The organism is Pantoea sp. UBA4549 (assembly GCF_002387285.1).
Classification (GTDB): Bacteria; Pseudomonadota; Gammaproteobacteria; order Enterobacterales; family Enterobacteriaceae; genus Pantoea; species Pantoea borealis.
In genome coordinates this window covers 67,167-92,935 of the sequence record NZ_DGLH01000006.1, presented here as the reverse complement: position 1 = coordinate 92,935, position 25,769 = coordinate 67,167, and the positions used below count along the sequence as shown (strand labels likewise).

Below are 25,769 nucleotides of genomic sequence, written 5' to 3'. Positions count from 1 at the left end.
GGGCTGAATGAAGGGTGCGGAGCCTGCACCTCTTTGGTGCTCAGGGCATTAAAGCGGTGCAGAAGTGAAGGAGGAGCGGGTCAGCGTGAACAAAAAAGGTGCAATTCAGGCAGGTGCGCCCGCCGCCAGCTGTTCACCTGCCTGTTGCAGCTGATACATCTGCCAGTAGCGGCCCTGCTGCGCCAGCAGCTCTGCATGCGTTCCGCGCTCCGCGATATGGCCACGATGCAATACCAGAATCTGCTCCGCCTCCATAATCGTCGAGAGCCGGTGCGCAATGACCACCAGCGTGCTGTGCTGGCGCAGGGTGCGCAGCGCCTGCTGAATGGCCTGCTCAGTGCCGGAATCGATGTTCGCGGTGGCTTCATCGAGGATCAGGATCTGCGGCGGCGCGACCAGCACGCGGGCCAGCGCCAGCAGCTGTTTCTGTCCCACTGACAGCGTATTGCCCTGCTCCCCCAGCCGGGTATGAATACCGTCCGGCAGCGCACGGGCCAGCGCAGCAAGCTGCACGCTCTCCAGCACCTGCCATACCCGGGCTTCAGGGATCGCACGCCCCAGCTGCACATTAGCCAGCAGCGTATCGGCCAGCACAACCGGATCCTGCTGTACCATAGCAATGCCGGTGCGCAGTGCGTCGTGCGAGAGCGAAGAAACCGGACGACCGTCCAGCTCGATTATTCCGTGTTTTAACGGGTAGTAACCCATCAGCAGGTTTGCCAGCGTGCTTTTGCCGCTGCCGGTATGTCCGACCAGCGCCACAAAGCCGCGCGACGGCACGCTGAAGGTGATGTTGCTCAGCACGTCGCGGTCATCGCGGTAGGCGAAACTGACGTCGCGCAGCGCAATGTCTCCGGAGCGCAGCGGGGCACTCTCGCTGCCATACCCCTGCTGATGCGCATCAACCAGTTCAAATATGCGCTCACCTGATACCACCGCCTGCTGCAGCATCGACTGCTGCGTGGTCAGTTCGATCAGCGGCTCATTCAGCCGGCCCAGATAGGTGATGAAGGCGTAAAGCACGCCGACCTCAAAGGCGCCGGGGGAAGCAAAGCTGAACAGCAGTAGCAGACCGCACAAAATCAGTGCAGAAAAGAGGCTAAGCAGCGGACGCAGCAAAAACCCATCCAGTCGCAGCGTCTGCATGCGCGCCATATAGTGGGCACGACTCGCCTCGCTCATCCGTGCACCAAAGCGCGCCTGCTGCCGAAACTGCTGGATCACGCTCATGCCGTTGATCACTTCATTAAAGCCGTTGTTGATATCCGCCAGATAGCTGCGAACCCGGCGGGCAATCGGCGTACTGTAACGCTGATAGATCAGCATCACGGTCAGCACCAGTGGGAAAATAACCAGCGCCACCAGCGCCATACGCCAGTCGAGCGAAAACATGGCGACCAGCATCGCGCCAATCAGCGCGGCACTGCGCAGCACGGTGGCAACCACGGTGACATAGAGATCTTTGATCACCTCGGTGTCATTAGTGACGCGCGAAATAATCTGCCCCACCGGCTGGGTATCGAACGCGCTCAGCGGCTGACGCAGCGCCGCGTTCATGACATCAACGCGCAGCTGCTGCACCACCCCGATTGCCGCCCGGTTAAACAGCAGCGCCTGAAAATAGTGCAGCGCCGCTGCCATCAGCTGCAGCAGAATAAAGCTCACCAGTAATCCCGCCACAATGCCCCACGGCATCTGATGTCTGGCAATCAGATGATCGATAAAATAGCTGACCAGCACCGGGCCGGTCACCTCGGCGGCGGCGGCCAGCCAGAGCATGCCGGTTGCCAGCCACAGTGAACGGCGCCAGGGTTTTCCGTAGGCCAGCAGCCGTTTCAGCGTCGGCCACAGCCGCTGCGACTTAGCCATGCTGCGCTCCTGTTGCGGTTTCATCTTTGCTTTCACTCTCATCATCATCCAGCGCCGCTTCCAGCTGCTGATAGCGGTACATATCGCGATACCAGCCCGGCTGCGCCGCCAGCTGGTCATGATCGCCACGCTGCGCAATGCGCCCCTGCTGCAGTACCAGAATTTCACTCGCTTCGGTTAGCGCTGAGAGGCGGTGCGCGCTGATAATCACCGTGCGGTTCTGCCCCCAGATACGCAGGTTATGCAGAATGTCATGTTCAGTACGCCCATCTACCGCAGAAAGCGCATCATCCAGAATCAGGATCTCCGCCTCCAGCAGCAGCGCCCGGGCAATCGCAATACGCTGCTTCTGTCCGCCCGAAAGCATAACGCCGCGCTCTCCGACTTCTGTCTCATAGCCTTGCGGCAGACGCAGAATATCCTCATGCACGCAGGCCATTTTTGCTGCCTGCTCAATCTGCTGCTGCGTGGCGTCGGGGCGTCCCAGCGCCAGATTGTTTGCCACGCTGTCAGAAAACAGAAACGGCGTCTGGCTGACGACTGCCAGGCGGCTGCGCCAGCTGTCAAGCTGCAGCTGAACCAGCGGCAGCTCGCCGTAGCGGATCCCGCCCCGATCGACATCGAAGTGGCGCTGAATGAGACTGAGCAGCGTACTTTTGCCGCAGCCGGTGGGGCCGCATAATCCCAGCATCTGCCCCGGCTGCAGCTGCGCATGAATATTCTGCAGTACGGCATTTTCTGTACCCGGGTAGTGAAAGGCGTCAATGGCGAGCTGCAGCGCAGCCGGCTCAGGCGGTAACGCCAGAGTGCCATCAACCACGGCCGGCGCTTCAGCCAGCAGCGCACGAATACGGCTCCAGGCCGCACTGCCGCGCTCCACGATATTGATCATCCACGCCAGCGCCAGCATCGGCCAGATCATCAGTCCGAGATACATCACAAAGCTGGTGAGCTGGCCCAGCGTCAGAGTGCCGTGCCATACCATCCAGCCGCCGCCGGCGATCGCCAGCAGATTAGAGAAACCAACGGCCACATAGATAATGGGATCGAATCGCGCGTCCACCCGCGCCACATGCAGATTTTTACGTCCGGTATCGCTGGCGATGTCAGCAAACTGCTGCGACTGATGATCTTCCAGGCCAAACGCTTTAATCATACGGATACTGGTCAGGCTCTCCTGCGTCTGATCGTTCAGGCTTGAGAACGCCGCCTGCGCGACTTTAAAGCGCTGATGCAGTCGCGAACCATCTTTCTGGATCGCCAGCGCCATAAAGGGCATCGGGATCAGCGCCAGCAGCGTAAGCTGCCAGCTTATCTGCGTACTCATTACCGCCAGTACCACCAGCCCCATAACCAGTGAGTCCACCAGCGTCAGCACCCCTTCCCCCGCCGCAAACACCACGCGGTCCACATCATTGGTGGCGCGTGCGATGAGATCGCCTGTGCGATGACGCAGATAGAACGCAGGATGCTGCCGGCTCAGCTGACGATAAAAATCCTCGCGCAGTTCAACCGCCAGCTGATACGAGGCGCCAAACAGCAGCACGCGCCAGACATAGCGCAGCAGATAAACAATAACCGCGGTGAGCAGCATGACGCCGATCCATAGCATAATCTGTCTGGCAGAGAGCTGCTGCTGCGTGACGCCATCCACAATAACGCCCACCAGGTGCGGCGGGATCAGCTGCAGTAACGCGATAATAATAAGCAGGCAAACAGCACCGGCATAGCGGCGCCACTCACGCAGGAAATACCAACTAAGCTGGCTGAATAATCGCACAATCTCTCTCTTTATTTACGCTTCAGGGCACAACGGGCAGCGCGGTTGAATATTTAATCTCTTCCATCGCAAAGCTGGAGGTGACATCGATCAGGCCCGGCACGCCATTCACCAGCCGCTTATAAAACGCGTCGTAGCTCTTCATATCCGCAACCTGTATTCGCAGCAGATAGTCATACTCGCCGGCCATACGGTAGAAGGCCATGACTTCCGGCATTGGCTCCACCACGGCGACAAACTGCCTGAACCAGTCGCTGCTGTGCTGCTGGGTTTTGATCAGCATAAACGCGGTCAGTGACAGACCAAGTTTTTCACCATCCAGCAGCGCCACGCGCGCCCGGATGATGCCATCATCTTCAAGTTTTTTCAGGCGCTTCCAGCAGGGCGTGGTGGTCAGATTCACGGCCTCCGCCAGCGCCTGCAGCGAGAGCGTGCAATCCTTCTGCAGAAGGGCCAGCAGCTTACGGTCAATTTTATCTATCATCACGCCTCACCGGAGAAAAATTTTCTCTGAACCGCTGATTATACCCTGGTTTTAGCAACCTCTTTTTCCTGCCCGTGCCGTACACTGGCGGCAATAAAAACCGGAGAGAATTGCCATGCAAACGCCCTGGATCCGCCACGCCATTAATGAGATTAACGCTGATATCCAGCGCTCGGCTGACACACACCTGATCCGCTTTACGCTGGACGATTTCCCGGGCATCTTTTTCTACCTTAAGGATGAGAGCACGCACCCCAGCGGCAGCCTGAAACATCGCCTGGCGCGTTCGCTGTTCCTGTATGGACTGGCGAATGGCTGGATCGGTGAAAAAACCCCGATTATCGAAGCGTCATCCGGCAGCACCGCGGTATCGGAAGCCTACTTTGCCCGGCTGCTCGGCCTGCCGTTTATCGCGGTTATGCCGGCCAGCACCGCAAAGCGTAAAATTGAGATGATTCGCTTCTATGGAGGCGAATGCCATTTTGTTGCCGATCCGTGCCAGCTCTACGCAGAATCGGAGCGCCTGGCGCGTGAACTGAACGGTCACTTTATGGATCAATTTACCTATGCTGAACGTGCGACGGACTGGCGCGGCAATAATAATATTGCAGAAAGTATTTTTCGTCAGATGGCACATGAGCCGTTTCCGGTGCCCCATACGCTGATCATGAGCGCCGGCACCGGCGGTACCTCTGCCACGCTGGGACGCTATATTCGTTATCAGGGCTACCCCACCCGTCTGCTGGTCACTGATCCGCAGCACTCCGTGTTTTTTGACTACTGGCACAGCCGTGACAGCAGCCTGCGCAATGCGCGCGGCAGCCTGATTGAGGGCATTGGTCGCCCGCGCGTTGAACCCTCTTTTCTGCCCGACGTGATCGATGAAATGCTCAAAGTCCCCGATGGCGCAACGCTGGCAGCCATGCTGCGACTGGAACAGATCCTCGGGCGGCGGCCCGGCGCCTCAACGGGGACCAACTTCTGGGGTATGATGCAGGTCGCGAAGCGCATGCGTGCCAGCGGTGAACGGGGTGCGCTGGTGACGCTGCTCTGCGACAGCGGTGAGCGCTATCCCGACACCTATTACAATCCGGCGTGGGTCGCGGCGCAGATTGGCGATATTCAGCCCTGGCTGCAGGCGCTGCAATAAAAAAACCGGACTTCCGGTCCGGTTCACGGCAAGACTCAGCCCTGGGGGGAGTAATCAAGGTGGGGCGTTGTCAGCCAGTGATTTAAATAATGAGACACCGCCTGTGTCTCGCAATGGCCGATAACCGGCAAATGCGGCAGCGCGGCTTTAAGCTGATGCATGGCGTTGCCCATAACAAAACCTTTACCTGCCCGCTCCAGCATCTCGCGATCGTTCATCGCATCCCCGAAGGCCATACACTCCGCCAGCGGCAGATCGAGGTGTTCGCACAACCGCGTCAGCGCCGCGCCTTTATGGCAGCCTGACGGCAGAACCTCAAGACAGTCCCAGGCAGAAAAACAGATACTGGCACGTGCGCCCAGCGCCTGCTGCAGTTCTTCCTGCAGCGCCAGTAACATCTCATGGGGTGCGATAAAGCAGATTTTGGTGATGTTGTCTCCGGACATCTGCTGCAGATCGCACAGCTGATAGCTAAACCCGCTCAGCGAGTGCGCCTCCAGCGCGCCGGGCAGCGGCTTATCAGTGAACCAGCCCTCATCGGTAAACAGATGAATGGAGGCGGGTGTTTTCCAGCGGGTTCTCATGACCTGTTCTGCGACCTCCGCTGGCAGATCGCAGCCATAAAGCTGATTACCTTGCGGGTCATGAATACGCGTGCCGTTACCGGTTATCAGCCAGGCAGGCAGCGTGATCTGTGTACGAATCACCTGCATATCCAGCAGGTGACGACCGGTGGCAAAGGCCAGAATCACATTGCGCTGCTGCAGCGCGTGCAGGGTTTCCAGCGTCTCTTTACCTAACTGATGCGTGGGCAGCAACAGCGTGCCGTCCATATCAAATGCTGCAAGACGAGCCATGCCTGTACTCCTGTCGGGGGATGCCTTTTACTATCGCCTGGTAATTACGGAACGAATAGTGAATACTTTTTGAAAACTGTTCCGGGTTTAACTATGCGCGAACTTCATCGTGTCAGCCAGTTTCAGCGGCTGTGGCACGCCAGCCAGGGGGAGACGCAGCGCTTAAGCGTTGCCATGCTGGCTAAGCGCTGTTTCTGCAGCGAACGTCATGCGCGTACCCTGCTGAAAAAATGGCAGCAGGCGGGCTGGATCCGCTGGGAAAGCCAGCCGGGGCGCGGTAAACAGGGAGAGCTGCAGTTTTTGATCACACCTGAGGCGCTGCGCCAGCAGCTGCTTAACCGCCAGCTGCTGGCGGGCGAACCGGTTCAGATGCTGCAGACGCTTGACCTGCCGCCGGAACGTCTGCTGCAGCTGCTGCAGCCACTGATGGGCGGGCACTGGCAGGATCGTACGCCGGTACTGCGCATTCCTTATTACCGCACGCTCGCCTTCCCGGCACCTCTGCAGCCTCTCGGTCGCGCGGAGCAGCATCTGGCCCGGCAGATTTTCTCCGGCCTGACGCGCGTTGAAAACAACCGCGTCAGGGGCGACCTGGCGCATCACTGGCAGCACGACAGCAGCGGACTGAACTGGAGCTTCTGGCTGCGTCCGCAGCTTAGCTGGCATAACGGCGACCCGATGTATGCCGCACAGCTGGCAGCGGTACTGCAGCAGATTATCCGGAGCGCCAGCGGACGCGTGCTGCTTGCCAGCGTTGCGCAGATTGACGCCCCGCATCCGCTCACGCTGCGTATCCGGCTGCATCAGCCCGACTACTGGCTGCCGCAGCGGCTGGCTCACCAGTTCTGTCTGCTGCCGCATCCCGACAGCCCGCAAACTGGCAGCGGCCCCTGGCAGCTGATGCAATTTACCCCGACGCTGCTGCGGCTGGAGAGCTATGCGCGCTGGCATCTGCAGCGCGCGCTGATCCAGCGTATTGAATACTGGATCACGCCCACCCTGTTTATGCCGGAACAGGGCAACAGCTGCCGTCATCCGGTACAGATTGCGATTGGTGATGCTGACGAGCTGCAGCAGCTGCGGCCGGTAGATCGCAGTATCAGCCGCGGCTTCTGCTATCTGGCCACCCGCCCTTCACTGCGTTTCAGCGCGGCTCAGGCCCGGACGCTGATTGCGCTGATCCAGCGCAGCGATGTGATCCGCCAGCTGCCGCTGGCAGAAGGATTAATTACGCCAAGTCAGTGGCTGCTGCCCGGCTGGCCGGTTCCGCAGACCGGGACGGAACCCGTTGCCCTGCCTGCACGCCTGACCCTGCATTACCACCTGCCGGTTGAGCTGCACGTAATGGCGGAGGCGCTGGTTAGGCTGCTGGCCTCACACGGCTGTGAGCTGACCTGCGTATTTCATGAGGTAAAAAGCTGGAACAGCGAGCAGGATCTTACGGCAGCGGATATTGTCATGGGCGATCGTCTGATTGGTGACGCGCCGCAGTTCACCCTGCTGAACTGGCTGGAGCAGGACCGGCTATGGCAGCCGCTGCGTGACAGCTTCCGCCAGTCGCTTCAGCAAATCGCCTGTGAGCCAGATGATGGCGTGCGTTCGTCTGCCGTTCAGCAACTTTTTCATACGCTGATGAGCGAAGGTTATCTGCTGCCGCTGTTTAACTACCGTTATCAGGTACTGGCGCCACCGGGCGTGGAGGGTGTACACCTGACCGCGCTGGGCTGGTTTGACTTTACGCGAGCCTGGATCCCGCCGCCTGTCCCCTGCCCTGTTCAGTCCGCCCCTGACGCAGTACCATAAAGACACCACACCAGGAGATAAGAGTTAATGAAACGCGCCGTTGTCGTTTTTAGTGGTGGACAAGATTCCACCACCTGCCTGATTCAGGCCCTGCAGCACTATGATGAAGTTCACTGCGTTACTTTCGATTATGGACAGCGCCACCGCCAAGAGATTGAGGTGGCAGCAGAGCTGGCACATAAGCTGGGTGCGCGCGCGCATAAAGTACTGGATGTTACCCTGCTGAACGAGCTGGCGGTAAGCAGCCTGACGCGTGACAATATCCCGGTACCGGCCTATGAGGCTGATGCCAGCGGATTACCCAGCACGTTTGTACCCGGCCGTAATATTCTGTTTCTGACGCTCGCCTCTGTCTACGCGTATCAGGTAGAAGCTGAAGCTGTTATCACCGGCGTGTGTGAGACCGATTTTTCCGGCTATCCCGACTGCCGCGATGAGTTTGTTAAAGCGTTAAACCACGCGGTCAGCCTTGGTATGGCCCGCGAAATACGTTTTGAGACACCGCTGATGTGGCTGAATAAAGCAGAGACCTGGGCGCTGGCTGATTACTGGCAACAGCTGCCGCTGGTACGGTCAGAGACGCTGACCTGCTATAACGGCATCAAAGGTGATGGCTGCGGAACCTGCGCCGCCTGTCATTTACGTGCTCGCGGACTGGCAGAGTATCAGGATAATGCCGCAGCGGTAATGACGGCAATGAAGCAAAAAAGCGGCCTGCGCTGAATCAGCCCGCAGCCGGCGTGGCGTCAGTAGTGACGCCACGGTTTAACGCCCGTTCATCAGAGCCGCCAGGCGTTCGCGCAGTTCTCCCTCCAGCGGAACCGCCTTTTGCGTTCGCAAATCGATACAGACAAACGTCAGCATGGCGTCAGCCACCAGAGTGCCATCCTCTGCAAGCAGTACACGCTGTGCAATGATGCCGCTGCGGCCGCTGAGCTGTGACACCTCGCTTTCAATTATCAGGCGATCTCCCAGAACCGCAGGCCGGCGATAGTTGATATTGATGTTCACTACCACAAACGCCAGTTTTTGCGCTATCAGCCAGTTAAAGGCGTTTGCTTCTTCCAGCCACTGCCAGCGCGCCTCCTCCAGAAACTCCAGGTAACGCGCATTGTTAACATGCTGGTAAACATCAAGATGATAGCCGCGCACTTTTATGGTGGTTTGCATCAACACTCCTGAACAGGCTGAAACCGCTAACTGGTTGGACCTGTTGAGCATAGCACAGTCTGTTGCCGGGACTTACTGATACTTCAGCATCGCGAAGTGCTTCACAGTTTGAGTCGATCGCTGTTGCGTTCTACCAGCGCACTGCCGATACCGGGTACCTCTTTGAGCTGCTCCAGCGCAGTGAAGCGACCATACTCTTCGCGATAGCTAACAATCGCCTGCGCTTTTTTCAGCCCGATACCATTCATGGCGCTCGCCAGCTGCTCGGCTGTGGCATCGTTGATGCTGACCGGTCCGGCCGTCAGTGCCGCCAGCGGCTTTGCCTGTACTGCCGGCGGTTCTGCCGCCGCGAGGCTGCCGCTATAGAGTGCGCCGCCCAGCGCCAGTGTCAGACAAAATGCGTGAAAAGTGGATTTGTTCATGCTGTTTTTCTCCTTGTGTTTGACAGCATCAGCAGCGTGTCACAGCAGAGAAAAAGCCGCAAAAGGCGAAACGGAAAGATGGAAAAGGCCGCAGAAGCGGCCTTTGATTGTTGCAGAACATTACCTGTTTTTGTGAGGCTTACTGGGCTTGCGCCGCTGCACCGTATTTGATCTTCGCCTCTTTACGCAGATTCTCCAGCAGCGCTTCAAACGCGATCTGTGCATTATTCTGCGTAACGCCTTTAATCATCTCATCAACCTGATTCTGCGGCAGGCTGCCGGCAGAGACTTTATCCAGCGCAACCAGCACAACATTGCCCTGCATATCTTCGCCTGTGCCCCAGGACGGTTTATTGTCTGCCGGCTGCGGCAGCGAAAATGCGGTCTGTGCAATTGGATCCTGTGCGTTGCGATCAACCACTTTGCTGCTGCTCAGCGTCAGGCCTGCCGCGCTCAGCGCTTCACTTTTGCCTGCTTTCAGCTCAGCCAGCAGTTTATCTGCCTGCGCTTTAGCCTGCTGTGTCGCCTTATCGTGTTTGATGCGATCGGTAACCTGCGCTTTTACCTGGTCAAGCGGTTTAACCGCTTCCGGTTTGTGTTCGCTGATGCGCAGCACAAACGCGCGATCGCCATCCACGCTGATAATATCGGAGTTGTTGCCCGGCGCACCGTTCTGCCCGGTCAGGCCACCGCTGAAGACCGCCTGTTTAACCGCGTCAAAGTCGAGGTCAGCAGGCACATCATCACGGGTGAACCAGCCGGTTTCACTGACGTTAAGACCCGATGCCTGTGCCGCGCCAGCCAGCGATTCATTATCATTGCTGGCGGCTTCGCTGACCTTCTGCTGCAGCTTATAGAATGCGTCGAGCGCTTTCTCCTGCTTAACTTTGTCCGCAATGACGTCATGCACCTGCGCCAGCGGCTTTACCTGCTCCGGCTGGATATCGTCCAGACGCACTACCAGGAAACCCACTGAGGATTTAATCACGTCTGAAAGCTGGCCTTTCTCCGTCAGGCTGGCATTTTTCAGCTCATCTGGCGTGGTGGCAGGTTCCAGCCAGCCCATGTCGCCGCCTTTACGTGCGGAGATAGGATCGGCAGATTTGCTTTTCGCCAGGCTGGCAAAATCGCCGCCCTGCTTCAGTGCATCCAGTACTGACCGGGCTTCTGCCTCAGTTTTGGTCTGAATGATGCTGTAACGGCTGCGCTGCGGCTGTGAGTAGTCTGCTTTGTGTTGATCGTACCAGCTTTGAATATCCGCTTCGCTGACCGGCTGCTGCATCGCTGCTGCATCCATTTTGATATAGCTGACGCGGAACTGCTCTGGTGCCATGAAGCTGTTCTGATGCTGCTGATAATACTGCGCGATCTCGTCGTCAGTCACCGTCTGCTTTGCTGCCAGCGCGTTAACGTCAATCACCGCCTGACGGATTTCCCGCTGCTGCGAGACTAAATCTGTCAGCTTCGTGGTTTCATCTTTCAGCATAAAATCAGTGTTAGCGATGGCGTTGATCAGCTGCTGGTTAAGCAACTGCTTGCGCAGCGCTTCCGCATATTGATCGGCTGAGAAGCCCATACTGGTGATCAAACCATTATATTTGGCATTATCAAATTTACCGTTGGTCTGAAACGCTTTCTGATTGAAAATTGCCTGCTTTACCTGCTCATCACTGATACCAAGATGCAGATCGCTGATGTACTGATCCAGCAGCGCCTGATCTACCAGCTGTGACAGCGCCTGCTGGCGCATCTGCTGGATATAGCCATCATTGCTCGCCAGCTGTGAGAACTGATCGCCCAGCATCTGCTGCTGACGATTGCGCTCGCTGTTAAACGCCTGCTCCAGCTCAGCACGGCTGATTTCGTGGCCGTTAACTTTCGCCGCGTAATCGCCATTGCCACCGATCAGGTAGTTGCCCACCCCGGTAAGCACAAAGGACAGGATAATCAATCCCAGAATAACCTTGAGCACGACATGATTCGACGCCGCGCGTAAATTGTCCATCATGGTATGACAACACTCCGCTGTAGTGTGAATGTAAAGCTCAGACACGATGCCATCATCGTGCAGCTGCAGTTCAGGCTGGCAGCTGGCAACCATGCGGAGACTGAAGCCACTGGCTCAAGCTACGCATCAAATAAAAAAGGCACATCAGTAATGATGTGCCCGTATGTTACATGAGAACGGCTTTTTCGTCCTCAATCCAGAGAAGAAAATGCTTCACTGGTTAATCCAGACCGACTTAATTAACGGCGTCTTTCAGCGCTTTACCGGCACGGAATCCCGGTACCTTGCCAGCCGGGATCGTGATCTCTTTACCGGTTTGCGGATTACGGCCAGCACGCTCAGCGCGCTCGCGCACAGAGAACGTACCGAAACCCACCAGGGCTACTTCATCGCCGCTTTTCAGCGCGTCCGAAACAGATTCGGTAAACGCCTCCAGTACACGTCCGGCTGCTGCTTTAGAAATGTCTGCTTCTGCAGCAATTTTGTCGATCAACTGTGACTTATTCACTCTCTTCATCCCCTCTTTTATTATTCACTTTGCCCCGTCTCTTTTCGCCAGGGCAAACGCGCAGCCAGTTATAACAAGCTCATGATGCTGAAACAACGGTATTCATCTTAATCGCAGATCCAGCCGCCCTCTAACTTAGCAGGCAAAAAAAAGCTGGCAAGCCTGATGTAGCCTGCCAGCTTCGCTTTTTAGCCGCATTGACTGCCTGGCGCTATTTCGCCGTCACGACCTGCATACCGGATGGCGCATTTTCCAGGGCCAGATTCAGCACCTCTTCAATGCGTTTAACCGGATGAATGCTGAGGTCAGCAATCACATTTGCCGGAATATCTTCCAGATCGCGCTTGTTTTCATCCGGGATCAGTACGGTTTTAATCCCGCCACGGTGTGCTGCCAGCAGCTTCTCTTTCAGACCGCCGATAGGCAGTACCTGACCGCGCAGCGTGATCTCGCCGGTCATGGCCACATCAGAACGGACCGGGTTACCCGTCAGACAGGAGACCAGCGCCGTACACATGGCAATACCGGCACTCGGACCATCCTTCGGCGTAGCCCCTTCCGGCACGTGCACGTGGATATCACGCTTCTCATAGAAGTCACCGTTAATACCCAGTTTTTCCGCCCGGGCGCGAACCACGGTTAATGCAGCCTGAATTGACTCCTGCATCACCTCGCCAAGAGAGCCGGTATAGGTCAGTTTGCCTTTACCCGGCACACAAGCGGTTTCAATGGTCAGCAGATCGCCGCCCACTTCTGTCCACGCCAGGCCAGTGACCTGCCCTACGCGGTTTTCGCTATCAGCGCGACCGTAATCAAAACGCTGTACGCCGAGGAAATCTTTCAGGTTGTCGCCATCAATGGTGATGCTCTTTTGCGTTTTATCCATCAGCAGCGCTTTGACCGCTTTACGACATAACTTAGAGAGTTCACGTTCAAGGCTACGCACGCCTGCCTCACGCGTGTAATAACGGATGATGCCAATGATTGCGCTATCATCAACGCTGATCTCTTTCTCTTTCAGCGCATTACGCTCAATCTGTTTAGGCAGCAGGTGCTGCTTCGCAATATTGAGTTTTTCATCTTCGGTGTAGCCCGACAGGCGGATCACTTCCATACGATCCAGCAGCGGTGCCGGAATGTTCATGGAGTTAGATGTCGCGACAAACATCACATCAGAGAGGTCGTAGTCAACTTCCAGATAGTGATCGTTAAACGCGATATTCTGTTCCGGATCCAGCACTTCCAGCAGCGCCGAAGCAGGATCGCCCCGCATGTCAGACGACATTTTGTCAATTTCATCCAGCAGGAACAGCGGGTTTTTCACGCCCACTTTTGCCATTTTCTGGATCAGCTTGCCTGGCATCGAACCAATATAGGTGCGACGGTGTCCGCGAATTTCTGCTTCATCACGCACGCCACCCAGCGCCATACGCACATATTTGCGTCCTGTTGCCTTCGCAATCGACTGTCCCAGAGAGGTTTTACCCACGCCCGGCGGGCCAACCAGACAGAGGATCGGGCCTTTGATTTTGCTGACGCGACTCTGCACTGCAAGATACTCAAGGATGCGATCTTTGACGCGTTCAAGACCAAAGTGATCGGTATCCAGCGTCTCCTGCGCTTTGCGCAGATCTTTCTTCACCTTGCTGCGCGCGTTCCACGGAACCTGAACCATCCAGTCAATATAGCCGCGTACCACCGTCGCTTCTGCAGACATAGGCGACATCATTTTCAGCTTCTGCAGCTCAGCTTCCGCTTTTTCACGCGCTTCAGCCGGCATTTTAGCCGCGTCGATTTTACGCTTCAGCGCTTCATACTCGTCTGGCGCGTCATCCATCTCGCCCAGCTCTTTCTGAATCGCCTTCATTTGTTCGTTCAGATAATATTCGCGCTGGCTTTTTTCCATCTGCTTTTTGACGCGATTGCGAATGCGTTTCTCAACCTGCAACAGGTCGATTTCCGATTCCATCATCGCCATCAGATATTCCAGACGCTCGTTCACGTCGGACATCTCAAGCACAGACTGCTTATCCGCCAGCTTAAGCGGCATATGTGCCGCTACGGTATCAGCCAGACGTGCCGCATCATCAATGCTGTTCAGTGAGGTCAGCACTTCAGGCGGGATCTTTTTGTTCAGCTTGATGTAGCCTTCAAACTGATTAATCGCGGTGCGTACCAGCACTTCCTGCTCGCGCTCTTCAATTTCTGGCGAGGTCAGATATTCAGCCTGTGCGACAAAGTGATCGCCATTGTCAGACAGTGTGGTAATGCGGGCACGCTGCAGGCCTTCCACCAGCACCTTAACCGTGCCATCAGGCAGCTTTAACATCTGCAGTACGGACGCCACTGTCCCTACGGCAAAGAGATCGTTAATTCCAGGTTCATCCGTTGAAGCCTCTTTCTGGGCAACCAGCATGATCTTCTTGTCATGATCCATTGCCGCTTCCAGGCAACGAATCGATTTTTCCCGACCAACAAACAACGGAATTACCATGTGCGGATAAACCACCACGTCGCGCAGCGGCAACACGGGGATTTCAATGCGTTCAGAACGCTCAGGATTCATAGAGCTCTCTCTTAGTTTAATGTCCGCCAGGTGATGGGTACCGCGTAATACAGGCTGTATGCAGTTAAACCCACAGGATTATGAGTATATGGGGATGCTTGTCCGACATTCAATGTCACAGCGGTGAGAAAAGTAAAAGGGGAATAAAATTCCCCTTTTTTAAGATAACAACGTGATTTGGCTGCTTATTTATTCGCCAGAAGCTTGCGCTTCATGTTTACCATAAATCAGCATTGGATCGGACTCGCCATCAATCACCGAATCATCGATAACCACTTTCTCGACATCTTCCATTGAAGGCAGGTCATACATGGTTTCCAGCAGTGCCGCCTCAACGATAGAACGCAGACCACGCGCACCGGTTTTGCGTGACATCGCCTTTTTAGCGATAGCTGTCAGCGCTTCGTCGCGAAACTCCAGCTCAACGCCTTCAAGGTTAAACAGCGCCTGATACTGTTTGGTGAGCGCATTTTTCGGCTCACGCAGGATCTGGATCAGCGCTTCTTCGCTCAGCTCATTGAGCGTGGCGACAACCGGCAGACGACCGATAAACTCCGGGATCAGACCAAACTTGATCAAATCTTCCGGCTCAACCTGCGAGAGCAGTTCGCCTTCGCTGGCTTTTTGCGATTTGCCTTTCACCGTCGCGCCAAAGCCAATACCCGAGCCGGTTTCCACACGCTGTGAAATGACTTTATCGAGACCAGCAAATGCGCCGCCGCAGATAAACAGGATTTTCGACGTATCAACCTGCAGGAACTCCTGCTGCGGATGTTTGCGACCGCCCTGTGGCGGTACAGCTGCAACGGTGCCTTCAATCAGCTTCAGCAGCGCCTGCTGTACACCCTCGCCCGATACATCACGGGTAATAGAAGGGTTATCTGACTTACGGGAGATTTTATCAATCTCATCGATATAGACGATACCGCGCTGTGCCTTTTGCACATCATAGTCGCACTTCTGCAGCAGCTTCTGGATGATGTTTTCTACATCTTCACCCACATAACCCGCTTCGGTCAGCGTGGTGGCATCTGCCATGGTAAAAGGCACATCCAGCAGGCGCGCCAGCGTTTCTGCCAGCAGCGTCTTACCGCTACCGGTCGGACCGATCAGCAGAATGTTACTCTTGCCCAGTTCGATACCGTTACTGGTATCGCCATTGCGCAGACGTTTGTAGTGGTTATAAACGGCAACCGCCAGCACTTTTTTCGCCTTTTCCTGACCAATGACATAGTCATCAAGGTGGTGACGAATTTCATGCGGTGTTGGCAGGGCGCTACGCTCGCGATGCGGCGCAACCTCTTTAATCTCTTCACGAATGATGTCATTACATAAATCAACACATTCGTCGCAAATATAGACTGACGGCCCGGCAATCAGCTTACGGACTTCATGCTGGCTTTTGCCGCAGAAAGAGCAGTACAGCAACTTACCTGAACCGTCTTTGCGCTTATCTGTCATCAGCTAACCTCTTTTCGTTCTCAGACCTACTCTGGTGTACGGCACTGGCCGTACAACAACGGCCGGTATGCATGCAACTCATCTGCCTGCCCCCGTTAACTATAGCGTAAGGGCCAGCAGATGCGTCTTATTGACGGTGTGTCAGGATAGAGTCAACCAGGCCATACTCTACCGCTTCGCTGGCAGAGAGGAAACGATCGCGTTCGGTGTCGCGCTCAATCTGCTCCAGCGTTTTGCCGGTATGCTCAGCCATCAGTTCATTCATGCGCTGTTTTACTTTCAGGATTTCACGCGCATGGATCTCGATATCCGTTGCCTGTCCCTGATAGCCGCCCAGCGGCTGGTGAATCATCACGCGGGAGTTAGGCAGGCAGAAGCGTTTACCTTTGGTTCCTGCCGTCAGCAGAAATGCGCCCATTGAGCACGCCTGACCCATACAGATGGTGCTGACGTCCGGCTTAATAAATTTCATGGTGTCGTAGATCGACATACCCGCCGTGATCACGCCACCTGGTGAATTGATGTAGAGATAGATATCTTTTTCCGGATTCTCTGCTTCCAGAAACAGCATCTGCGCCACAATCAGGTTCGCCATGTGATCTTCAACCTGACCAGTCAGAAAGATAACGCGCTCTTTAAGCAGGCGGGAATAGATGTCGTAAGAACGCTCGCCGCGCGAGGTTTGTTCGACCACCATTGGCACCAGCGCATTAGTTGGTGCAGTAAATTCACGATCGCCACTGTATGACATTACCGTCTCCTGATAAATTTCATTGGCAACATTCTGTACCGATTCTACGTGAGACGCGCTGTGAAAACTATGCACAGCCGCCTCGTTCCGACATTTCAGGACGGTTAATCAGCCAGCCTCACGGTTCTCTCGCATTCTTCCTCTATCTGGGGATGCTGCCCGGTTGTTTCAAGCATAACAACCTTTTCTCTATTCGCTAACCTGGAAAAAGAGCATAGCGAATAATTTGCCGCTTAATTAGTCAAATAGACGTGCAGGAAGCGGTTTTTTATCATAAATAAAAAAAAAGCCCACGACAGAGGTCGCGGGCTGAGCACATTCCGTTAAGTGATTAATCAGGCCGCAGAGGTCTGGTTCATCAGCTCCTGGAAAGAGGTCGCTTTGTCGGCCACTTTGGCTTTCGCCAGCAGCGCTTCAACCGCCTGCTCTTCCAGCGCAACGTTGCGCATATTGTTCATCAGCTCATTGTTTTTGCTGTAGAACTCGATAACTTCCTGTGGATCTTCGTACGCAGAAGCCATCTCTTCGATCAGCGTTTTAACGCGATCTTCGTCTGCTTTCAGCTCGTTGATGCGGATCACTTCGCCCAGCAGCAGACCTACAACAACGCGACGTTTGGCCTGCTCTTCGAACAGCTCACGTGGCAGTTCCAGCGCCTGCTTCTCGTTACCACCAAAGCGCTGAGCAGCCTGACGACGCAGCACGTCGATTTCGCTGTCAATCAGAGCAGCCGGAACGTCAATGTTGTTAGCATCAACCAGACCATCCAGAACCTGAGACTTCACGCGGTTACGAATAGCGCCTTTGAGCTCACGCTCCATGTTTTTACGCACTTCTGCACGCAGGCCATCAACTGAACCATCTTCCACGCCGAAACGTTTGATGAAGTCAGCAGTCAGTTCTGGCAGCTCACGGGTTTCAACTTTCTTCAGAACGATATCAAACTTCGCATCTTTCCCTTTCAGGTTTTCTGCGTGGTAATCGTCCGGGAATTTAACGTCGATAGTAAAGGTGTCACCCGCTTTCTTACCGGTGATGCCCTCTTCAAAACCAGGGATCATACGACCCTGGCCCATCGCCAGGACGAAGTCAGACGCTTTACCGCCCTCGAACTCTTCGCCATCTACAGAACCGTTGAAATCGATGGTAGCGCGATCTTCAGCGGTAGCCGCTGCGTCAGTCTCTTTCCAGGTAGCCTGCTGCTTCTGCAGGGTATCCAGCATCGCATCCACGTCTGCATCAGTCACTTCAACAACCGGTTTTTCAACTTCGATTGCGTCCAGACCCTGTAATTCGACTTCCGGATAGACTTCAAACTCAACCGCATAGGTAAAGTCTTCGCCTTCTTTGTACTCACCCGGCACGTAGTGAGGCGCGCCTGCTGGGTTAATTTTCTCTTTGATGATGGCGTCAACGAAGTTACGCGTCATCAGCTCACCCAGCACATCCTGGCGAACAGAGGCGCCGTAGCGCTGATTGATAATGTGCGATGGTACTTTACCTTTACGGAAACCATCGATACGGACTTTCTTAGCCACTTCAATCAGTTCTTTCTTAACTGCAGCGTCAATGCTGTCAGCTGGAATAGTAATCGAAATGCGGCGGCCCAGACCCTGGGTGGTTTCTACTGAAACTGTCATTTTGTTACCTCAAAAAATCACGTGCTCGGTCAACTTCAGACACCACACAATTAATGCGCCGTATCCAATAACCGGGACGGCCTCTGCGGGCAGAACCACATCCCTGTCACCAGAAGCGTCCCGAAGACATTCCGGAAAAATAGACGCCGCATTATAGCGGCATCACCGGAATGAGTCGAGGCTGCAAACTCACCACTTTTTAACGACTTTGCTGCTTTTTTGCGCCGCAGATCGCGTTTAGCGCCTGAGAAACGAAAAAACGGCCCGCAGGCCGTTTCAGGAAACAGTAAAGATACAGGTATCAGGCAAGCGTACCGACTCCCCGGCAGTTAGGCGAAGCCAGAACGGTATCCTGTAGCCCGTGCCACTCTTTTTGCGTGTAGGTATGCAGTGCCAGCGCATGTACGCTGCCAGCCAGCTCAGCAGACAGCTCACCATAGATAGCGCGATGCCGCTGTAAAAAACGCTGGCCGGTGAAATGATCGCTGACAATCACCACTTTAAAGTGACTTTCAGAACCGGCAGGCACGTTATGACGATAGCTTTCATCATGCACTTCGAGGTGTGCAGGTGTGAAAGCGTTGCGCAGCTTTTCTTCTATTTGTTCGCGAATCATTGTTTACACCCTCTCCGGCGAGCGCTGTGCCCCATCTGTTTAAATATTAGTAGGTTTTGCATTACTGCCCGGTAAAAATCAGAAAATATTCCCGCTCTGCAGCGCATCATAACCGGCAATCCGGGCAGGTCAACCTGCTGGTTTTTCTCTGGTCTGAAAAAAGCCTTTACAATCAATTTCCCGGCGGGTGGGGCTTTTTTCACCTCGCTGCAATGCTATGATGACGCCGGATTTATCTCCCAACCTAACGCTAATGAGAATGAGTATGTTGAAAAAACTGTTATTCCCTCTGCTGGCTGCTTTTGTTTTAGCCGGCTGTGCCAGCAACAGTACAACCCTGAACATTCAGCCAAAAATCCAGCTGCCGCAGCAGGATCCGAGCCTGATGGGCGTGACCGTTAGCGTAAACGGTGCCGATCAGCGCAGCGATCAGGCGCTGGCAAAAGTTAACCGCGATGGACAGCTGGTTACGCTGACGCCGTCACGCGACCTGCGTTTTCTGCTGCAGGAAGTGCTGGAGAAGCAGATGACTTCCCGTGGTTATATGATTGGCCCGAACGGCGCAGTCGATCTGCAAATTGTGGTGAATGGCCTGTACGCTGACGTCACGCAGGGCAACGTGCGCTACAGCATCACAACAAAAGCGGATATCTCTATTATTGCCACGGCGAAAAACGGCAATAAGCAGGTGAAAAACTACCGTCAGACCTACAGCATTGAAGGCGCTTTCAATGCCACCAATGACAAAATCACCAACGCTGTTAATGCGACGCTGAGCGATGTGATCGCCGATATGGCGCAGGATACCAGCGTAAACAACTTCATCAAACAGAACGCACGCTAACCGCTCCGCTGTCATCTGCCCGGCCGTCTGGTGCCGGGCACTACCTCAGGCTGGCTATGACCTCTCACTATCTGCGAATATTTACCCAACGTAACGCTGCGGTACTGCTGCTGCTTGGCTTTGCCTCCGGCTTACCGCTGGCGCTGACCGCGGGCACGCTGCAGGCATGGATGACCGTAGAGAATGTCGACCTTAAAACCATTGGTTTCTTTTCTCTGGTAGGACAGGCTTACGTTTTCAAGTTTCTCTGGTCGCCGGTGATGGACCGCTACACGCCGCCGTTTCTGGGACGTCGCCGCGGCTGGTTGCTGCTGACTCAGCTGGCGCTGATTGCCGGCATTGTCGCCCTCGGCTTTATGCATCCGGCTCAGGATTTAACGCTACTGGCCGCTATTGCGGTACTGGTCGCATTCTGTTCAGCCTCTCAGGATATCGTCTTCGACGCCTGGAAAACCGATATCCTGCCGCCGGAAGAACGCGGCAGCGGCGCAGCCATTACGGTGCTGGGCTATCGTCTGGCCATGCTTATCTCCGGCGGACTGGCACTCTGGCTCGCCGATCGCTATCTGGGCTGGCGCGCAACTTACTGGCTGATGGCGCTGCTGATGATCCCGGGGCTGATTGCCACCCTGCTGGCCCGTGAGCCTGCCGCTGCCAAACGTGAACCGCACACGCTGCGCCAGGCCGTTACCTTTCCTCTGGCGGACTTTTTTCAGCGTAATAATGCCTGGCTGCTGATCACCCTGATTATCCTTTATAAGCTGGGAGATGCCTTCGCGGCGTCGCTGACGACGACTTTCCTTATCCGCGGCGTAGGATTCAGCGCAGGTGATGTTGGCCTGGTCAATAAAACGCTGGGGCTGATGGCCACCATTATCGGCGCGCTCTATGGCGGCGTACTGATGCAGCGTCTGAGCCTGTTTCGTGCGCTGATGCTGTTTGGCATTCTGCAGGCCGTATCGAACGCCGCTTACTGGCTGCTGGCAATCACCCCGCCCCATCTCTGGAGCATGGCCAGCGCGGTATTTATCGAAAACCTGTGTGGCGGCATGGGGACGGCAGCGTTTGTGGCGCTGCTGATGACCATGTGCAATAAGGCGTTCTCTGCCACCCAGTTCGCTCTGCTCTCGGCGCTGGCGGCTGTTGGCCGCGTTTACGTGGGTCCTGCCGCTGGCTGGCTGGTTGAGCTGTGGGGCTGGTCCGCTTTCTATGCGTTTACCGTGGTGGCAGCGCTGCCGGGACTGCTGCTGCTGTGGCTTAGCCGTACAACGCTTCTTCAGATGCAGCAAAGCGGCACGTTTATTACGCGTACCTGCTGGCCTGCAGGCTATCGCTGGATTGTCCGCCTGTTTACCGCAGGCTGCGCTTTGCTGGGTTGCTGGCTGCTGATGCTGGCGTTACATGCTGCCGGGGCAGCCCAGCTGGCCGGACTGCTGACGCCGCTCTTTGAGACAGGGCTCGGCGTTGCCATTCTGGCCGTCATGCTGGGTGTAATACTCGACTGCCTGGCGCTAAGAAAAACCAGCCGGCTCGCTGAACGATAGACAGACGCTATTTGCAGGCGGTATTTAATTTGTTTAAAAATAGCGCCTGCGAATTAGCGCAAATAGCATTTTTTTCATCGCGAAATAAAAACATTAATTTAACAACATCAGGCGATATTTAAATCCGGTGAGCAATCAGTTTGTGGGAAAATTATCGCTCAAATGATGCATAATTGTTAAATTAGTGAGCATTAAAAGTACGGTTTATGCTTTCCCTGTTTTTTCTGCGGTTTCTGTCATTGCTTTTTGTTATATTGCCGCCAACTGCTTGTCGCGGTTAATAATTTGTCACTCTGCGTAACATCTGTGACTCCCTTAGCAAAAGGTGTCAACACCCTTCTGACACATCCTTAAGCTGGTTTACACTGCATAAACCTTACCGTAAAATGCGCGCACACTTAAACGACAATAGAGCCCTTGTCATTGAGGTCGTTAAATGAGACTCATGAAATACAATAAATGTTTGGGGATTTTGTCATTAATCGCAGGCGCTGTATTACTCAGCGGCTGCGATAGTGCGTTGTTAAATCCCAAGGGACAGATTGCAATGGAGCAACGTTCACTGATTCTGACAGCCTTTGGCTTGATGATGATTGTCGTTATTCCGGCAGTCTTAATGGCTGTTGTGTTTGCCTGGAAATATCGGGCGACCAATACCGAAGCGAAGTACAGCCCTAACTGGTCACACTCCAACAAAGTGGAAGCCGTGGTCTGGACCATTCCGATCCTGATCATCATCTTCCTCGGCGTGCTGACCTGGAAATCAACGCATGCGCTGGAGCCGGCTAAACCGCTGGTCTCTGACGTCAAGCCTGTTGAGATCGATGTGGTTGCGCTGGACTGGAAATGGCTGTTCATTTACCCGGAACAGGGTATTGCCACCGTTAACCAGATTGCCTTCCCGGCAAATACACCAGTTAACTTCAAAATCACCTCTAACTCCGTGATGAACTCGTTCTTCATTCCTACGCTCGGCAGCCAGATCTACGCCATGGCGGGCATGCAGACTAAACTGCACCTGATCGCCAATGAGCCAGGAACGTTTGACGGTATCTCATCAAACTTCAGTGGTCGCGGTTTCTCTGGCATGAAGTTCAAGGCCATTGCAACTAAAGATGATGCGGAATTCCAGCAGTGGGTTGCCAAAGTTAAAGCGGCACCTAACACGCTGACCACCATGGATGAGTTTGAGAAACTGGCTTCGCCAAGTGAGAATCATCCGGTGGAATATTTCTCAACTGCGAATCCTGAACTCTTCAAGCAAATTATTGATAAGTTCAAGATGAGCCACGGGAAAATGGACATGTCACACGAAGGCATGGACATGAATCACGCCGCTGCTGCGGGAACCGGGGAATAATACGATGTTCGGAAAATTAACACTGGATGCAGTGCCGTACCATGAGCCTATTATCATGGTTACGGTCGCCGCTATCATCATCGGTGGTCTGGCGCTGGTTGCCGCTCTCACCTATTTTGGTAAGTGGAAGTATCTGTGGTCAGAATGGCTTACCTCCGTTGACCACAAAAAACTGGGTATCATGTATATCATCATGGCATTCGTCATGCTGCTGCGCGGCTTTGCCGATGCCGTAATGATGCGTACCCAACAGGTTATGGCTTCTGCCGGTGAGGCGGGTATTTTACCTCCGCACCACTACGATCAGATCTTCACCGCCCACGGCGTGATTATGATCTTCTTCGTGGCAATGCCATTTGTTGTAGGTCTGATGAACATCGCGGTTCCGCTGCAAATCGGTGCCCGTGACGTTGCGTTCCCGTTCCTGAACAACCTGAGCTTCTGGTTTACCGCGGTCGGTGTGATCCTGGTGAACATCTCTCTGGGTGTGGGCGAGTTTGCACAGACCGGCTGGCTGGCTTATCCGCCGCTTTCTGGCGCGGAGTATAGTCCTGGCGTCGGGGTCGACTACTGGATCTGGAGTCTCCAGCTCTCAGGGATCGGGACCACGCTGACCGGTATCAACTTCTTCGTGACCATTCTGAAGATGCGTGCGCCGGGCATGGACCTGTTCAAAATGCCGGTCTTTACCTGGGCATCACTCTGCACCAACGTCCTGATCATCGCTGCGTTCCCGGTTCTGACCGTGACGCTGGCACTGTTGACGCTTGATCGTTACCTCGACTTCCATTTCTTTACTAATGATATGGGCGGTAACATGATGATGTACGTCAACCTGATCTGGGTCTGGGGTCACCCGGAAGTGTACATCCTTGTTCTGCCGGTCTTTGGTGTCTTCTCTGAAGTTACCGCGACCTTCTCGAAAAAACGTCTGTTTGGTTACACCTCACTGGTGTGGGCGACCATCGCCATTACCGTACTGTCGTTCATCGTCTGGCTGCACCACTTCTTCACCATGGGTGCGGGCGCCAACGTTAACGCCTTCTTCGGTATCATGACGATGATCATCGCGATTCCGACCGGGGTGAAAATCTTTAACTGGCTGTTCACCATGTATCAGGGTCGCATCGAGTTTAACTCAGCGATGCTGTGGACCATCGGCTTCCTGGTGACCTTCTCAGTGGGTGGTATGACTGGCGTACTGCTGGCCGTACCGGGTGCAGACTTTGTCCTGCACAATAGCCTGTTCCTGATTGCACACTTCCACAACGTTATTATCGGTGGTGTTGTGTTCGGTTGCATGGCCGGTGTGACCTACTGGTTCCCGAAAGCATTTGGCTTCACGCTGAACGAAACCTGGGGTAAACGCGCCTTCTGGTTCTGGATCATCGGCTTCTTTGTTGCCTTTATGCCGCTGTACGCACTGGGCTTCATGGGTATGACCCGTCGTCTGAGCCAGGATATCGATCCACAGTTCCACTCGCTGCTGGTTGTTGCAGCTGGCGGTGCGGCGCTGATTGCCTGCGGTATTCTGTGCCAGCTGGTTCAGTTCTGGGTATCGGTACGTGACCGCGAGCAGAACCGCGATCTGACTGGTGACCCGTGGGGCGGTCGTACGCTGGAGTGGGCAACCTCTTCACCACCACCGTTCTACAACTTTGCTGTTATCCCTCATATCCACGAGCGTGATGCGTTCTGGGAAATGAAAGAGAAAGGCGAAGCGTACAAGCAGCCAGAAAAATATGAAGAAATTCATATGCCGAAAAACAGCGGCGCGGCCATTGTTATCGCTGCATTCGTAACAGTCTTCGGTTTCGCCATGATCTGGCATATCTGGTGGCTGGCGGGTCTCACTTTCCTGGGCACTATCGTGACCTGGATCGTGAAGAGCTTCGATGAGGACGTGGATTACTACGTTCCGGTTGCTGAAATCGAGCAGATCGAGAAGAAGCACTTTGATGACATCAGCAAAGCAGGTCTGAAATAATGTCGACTCAAACCGTAAAACACCACCACGACGCCCATGCGGAGCATGGGCATCACGATGCAGGAGCCAATAAAGTCTTTGGCTTCTGGATCTACCTGATGAGTGACTGCATTATCTTCGCAACGCTGTTTGCGACCTATGCAGTAATGGTCAACAACACTGCCGGTGGCCCGGCAGGTAAAGATATTTTCGAACTGCCGTTTGTGCTGGTTGAAACCGCGCTGCTGCTGCTGAGCTCCATTACTTATGGAATGGCAGTGATTGCGATGAACAACCAGAACAAAGGTTCGGTCATCGGCTGGCTGGCCCTGACCTTCCTGTTCGGTGCCGGATTTATCGGGATGGAAATCTATGAATTCCATCACCTGATCGCAGAAGGCTTCGGTCCGAACCGTAGCGGCTTCCTTTCTGGCTTCTTTACGCTGGTTGGTACGCACGGTCTGCACGTGACCTCTGGTCTGATCTGGATGGCGGTTCTGATGTTCCAGATCGCTAAACGGGGTCTGACTGAGAGCAACCGCACCCGTATCATGTGCCTGAGCCTGTTCTGGCACTTCCTGGATGTGGTGTGGATCTGCGTATTCACCGTTGTCTATCTGATGGGGGCCATGTAATGAGTCATTCTGTAAACGAACATGGTGCATCACACGGTAGCGTGAAGTCTTACATGATCGGCTTCATCCTCTCTATCATCCTGACGGCGATCCCGTTCTGGATGGTAATGGATGGCAGTGCCTCACACGGCACCATCCTGGGTGTGGTTCTGGTGTGTGCAGTGGTTCAGGTGCTGGTGCACCTGGTCTACTTCCTGCACCTGGACAGCAAATCAGAGGGTGGCTGGAACATGGTGGCCATTGTCTTCTCAGCAATCATCATTCTGATTGTTGTGATCGGTTCACTGTGGATTATGTGGAACCTCAACTACAACATGATGGCCCACTAAAGAGTC

At 54.7% G+C, this 25,769-nt stretch carries 22 protein-coding genes; 9 read left to right on the top strand and 13 right to left on the bottom strand.

Annotated features, from left to right (window positions below; genetic code table 11):
• Positions 1–105: 105 nt before the first annotated feature.
• The 3 genes from B3041_RS03730 to B3041_RS03720 are packed head-to-tail and all read right to left on the bottom strand — an operon-like array spanning position 106 to position 4,133.
• Complete coding sequence (locus tag B3041_RS03730) at positions 106–1,869, bottom strand: SmdB family multidrug efflux ABC transporter permease/ATP-binding protein (RefSeq protein WP_065649936.1); 1,764 nt, start codon at positions 1,867–1,869, stop codon at positions 106–108.
• Positions 1,862–3,649, bottom strand: coding sequence for a SmdA family multidrug ABC transporter permease/ATP-binding protein (locus B3041_RS03725; protein WP_065649937.1), 1,788 nt, complete (start codon positions 3,647–3,649; stop codon positions 1,862–1,864). Before B3041_RS03725 ends, B3041_RS03730 begins: the two co-directional genes overlap by 8 nt.
• A gap of 22 nt (positions 3,650–3,671) precedes the next feature.
• Complete coding sequence (locus B3041_RS03720) at positions 3,672–4,133, bottom strand: Lrp/AsnC family transcriptional regulator (RefSeq protein WP_065649938.1); 462 nt, start codon at positions 4,131–4,133, stop codon at positions 3,672–3,674.
• A 115-nt stretch (positions 4,134–4,248) separates the two neighbouring features.
• Here B3041_RS03720 and B3041_RS03715 point away from each other — a divergent pair, with 115 nt between their 5' ends.
• On the top strand, positions 4,249–5,283 hold the full coding sequence (locus B3041_RS03715; RefSeq protein WP_065649939.1) for a PLP-dependent cysteine synthase family protein: 1,035 nt from the start codon (positions 4,249–4,251) through the stop codon (positions 5,281–5,283).
• 35 nt (positions 5,284–5,318) lie between these two features.
• Here the strand turns inward: B3041_RS03715 and cof are convergent, their stop codons facing one another.
• Positions 5,319–6,140, bottom strand: coding sequence for an HMP-PP phosphatase (cof, locus tag B3041_RS03710; RefSeq protein WP_292969451.1), 822 nt, complete (start codon positions 6,138–6,140; stop codon positions 5,319–5,321).
• A gap of 93 nt (positions 6,141–6,233) precedes the next feature.
• On the opposite strand from cof, the gene B3041_RS03705 reads away from it, so the two are divergent.
• The gene (locus tag B3041_RS03705; RefSeq protein WP_292969450.1) at positions 6,234–7,943 is read left to right on the top strand and encodes an SgrR family transcriptional regulator; all 1,710 of its coding nucleotides are present in this window, start codon (positions 6,234–6,236) and stop codon (positions 7,941–7,943) included.
• A 27-nt stretch (positions 7,944–7,970) separates the two neighbouring features.
• The gene (gene queC / locus B3041_RS03700; protein ID WP_065649942.1) at positions 7,971–8,666 is read left to right on the top strand and encodes a 7-cyano-7-deazaguanine synthase QueC; all 696 of its coding nucleotides are present in this window, start codon (positions 7,971–7,973) and stop codon (positions 8,664–8,666) included.
• Between the two features lie 42 nt (positions 8,667–8,708).
• Here queC and B3041_RS03695 read toward each other — a convergent pair whose 3' ends face one another.
• The 9 genes from B3041_RS03695 to bolA all read right to left on the bottom strand — a co-directional run bounded on the left by B3041_RS03695 (position 8,709) and on the right by bolA (position 19,085).
• Positions 8,709–9,113: an acyl-CoA thioesterase gene (locus B3041_RS03695; RefSeq protein ID WP_065649943.1), complete on the bottom strand. Its 405-nt coding sequence runs from the start codon at positions 9,111–9,113 to the stop codon at positions 8,709–8,711.
• Between the two features lie 101 nt (positions 9,114–9,214).
• Positions 9,215–9,535, bottom strand: coding sequence for a helix-hairpin-helix domain-containing protein (locus B3041_RS03690; RefSeq protein WP_065649944.1), 321 nt, complete (start codon positions 9,533–9,535; stop codon positions 9,215–9,217).
• 139 nt (positions 9,536–9,674) lie between these two features.
• Entirely contained in the window at positions 9,675–11,543 is a 1,869-nt protein-coding gene (gene ppiD, locus B3041_RS03685; RefSeq protein WP_065650500.1) for a peptidylprolyl isomerase, read from the bottom strand.
• A 235-nt stretch (positions 11,544–11,778) separates the two neighbouring features.
• The gene (gene hupB, locus B3041_RS03680; RefSeq protein WP_065649945.1) at positions 11,779–12,051 is read right to left on the bottom strand and encodes a nucleoid-associated protein HU-beta; all 273 of its coding nucleotides are present in this window, start codon (positions 12,049–12,051) and stop codon (positions 11,779–11,781) included.
• A gap of 211 nt (positions 12,052–12,262) precedes the next feature.
• A complete protein-coding gene (gene lon / locus B3041_RS03675; RefSeq protein WP_065649946.1) occupies positions 12,263–14,617 on the bottom strand; it encodes an endopeptidase La in 2,355 nt (784 codons plus the stop codon).
• A gap of 189 nt (positions 14,618–14,806) precedes the next feature.
• Positions 14,807–16,078 (bottom strand): ATP-dependent protease ATP-binding subunit ClpX, encoded by a 1,272-nt coding sequence (clpX, locus tag B3041_RS03670; protein WP_039382987.1) that lies wholly within the window; start codon positions 16,076–16,078, stop codon positions 14,807–14,809.
• A 127-nt stretch (positions 16,079–16,205) separates the two neighbouring features.
• Positions 16,206–16,829, bottom strand: coding sequence for an ATP-dependent Clp endopeptidase proteolytic subunit ClpP (clpP, locus tag B3041_RS03665; RefSeq protein WP_065649947.1), 624 nt, complete (start codon positions 16,827–16,829; stop codon positions 16,206–16,208).
• A gap of 335 nt (positions 16,830–17,164) precedes the next feature.
• On the bottom strand, positions 17,165–18,469 hold the full coding sequence (gene tig, locus B3041_RS03660; RefSeq protein ID WP_292969448.1) for a trigger factor: 1,305 nt from the start codon (positions 18,467–18,469) through the stop codon (positions 17,165–17,167).
• Between the two features lie 301 nt (positions 18,470–18,770).
• Positions 18,771–19,085, bottom strand: coding sequence for a transcriptional regulator BolA (gene bolA, locus B3041_RS03655; protein WP_292969446.1), 315 nt, complete (start codon positions 19,083–19,085; stop codon positions 18,771–18,773).
• 265 nt (positions 19,086–19,350) lie between these two features.
• Here bolA and B3041_RS03650 point away from each other — a divergent pair, with 265 nt between their 5' ends.
• From B3041_RS03650 to B3041_RS03625, 6 genes are all read left to right on the top strand, one after another.
• Positions 19,351–19,929 (top strand): lipoprotein, encoded by a 579-nt coding sequence (locus B3041_RS03650; RefSeq protein WP_039382984.1) that lies wholly within the window; start codon positions 19,351–19,353, stop codon positions 19,927–19,929.
• 56 nt (positions 19,930–19,985) lie between these two features.
• Positions 19,986–21,473: a muropeptide MFS transporter AmpG gene (gene ampG, locus B3041_RS03645; protein WP_292969444.1), complete on the top strand. Its 1,488-nt coding sequence runs from the start codon at positions 19,986–19,988 to the stop codon at positions 21,471–21,473.
• 436 nt (positions 21,474–21,909) lie between these two features.
• Positions 21,910–22,833 (top strand): cytochrome o ubiquinol oxidase subunit II, encoded by a 924-nt coding sequence (gene cyoA, locus B3041_RS03640; RefSeq protein ID WP_039382982.1) that lies wholly within the window; start codon positions 21,910–21,912, stop codon positions 22,831–22,833.
• Between the two features lie 4 nt (positions 22,834–22,837).
• Positions 22,838–24,820 carry a cytochrome o ubiquinol oxidase subunit I gene (gene cyoB / locus B3041_RS03635; protein ID WP_292969442.1) on the top strand — a complete coding sequence of 661 codons (1,983 nt, stop codon included), beginning with the start codon at positions 22,838–22,840 and terminating at the stop codon, positions 24,818–24,820.
• Complete coding sequence (locus B3041_RS03630) at positions 24,820–25,434, top strand: cytochrome o ubiquinol oxidase subunit III (RefSeq protein WP_039382980.1); 615 nt, start codon at positions 24,820–24,822, stop codon at positions 25,432–25,434. The genes cyoB and B3041_RS03630 overlap by 1 nt, the downstream gene beginning before the upstream one ends.
• Positions 25,434–25,763: a cytochrome o ubiquinol oxidase subunit IV gene (locus B3041_RS03625; RefSeq protein ID WP_039382979.1), complete on the top strand. Its 330-nt coding sequence runs from the start codon at positions 25,434–25,436 to the stop codon at positions 25,761–25,763. Before B3041_RS03630 ends, B3041_RS03625 begins: the two co-directional genes overlap by 1 nt.
• Positions 25,764–25,769: the final 6 nt, after the last annotated feature.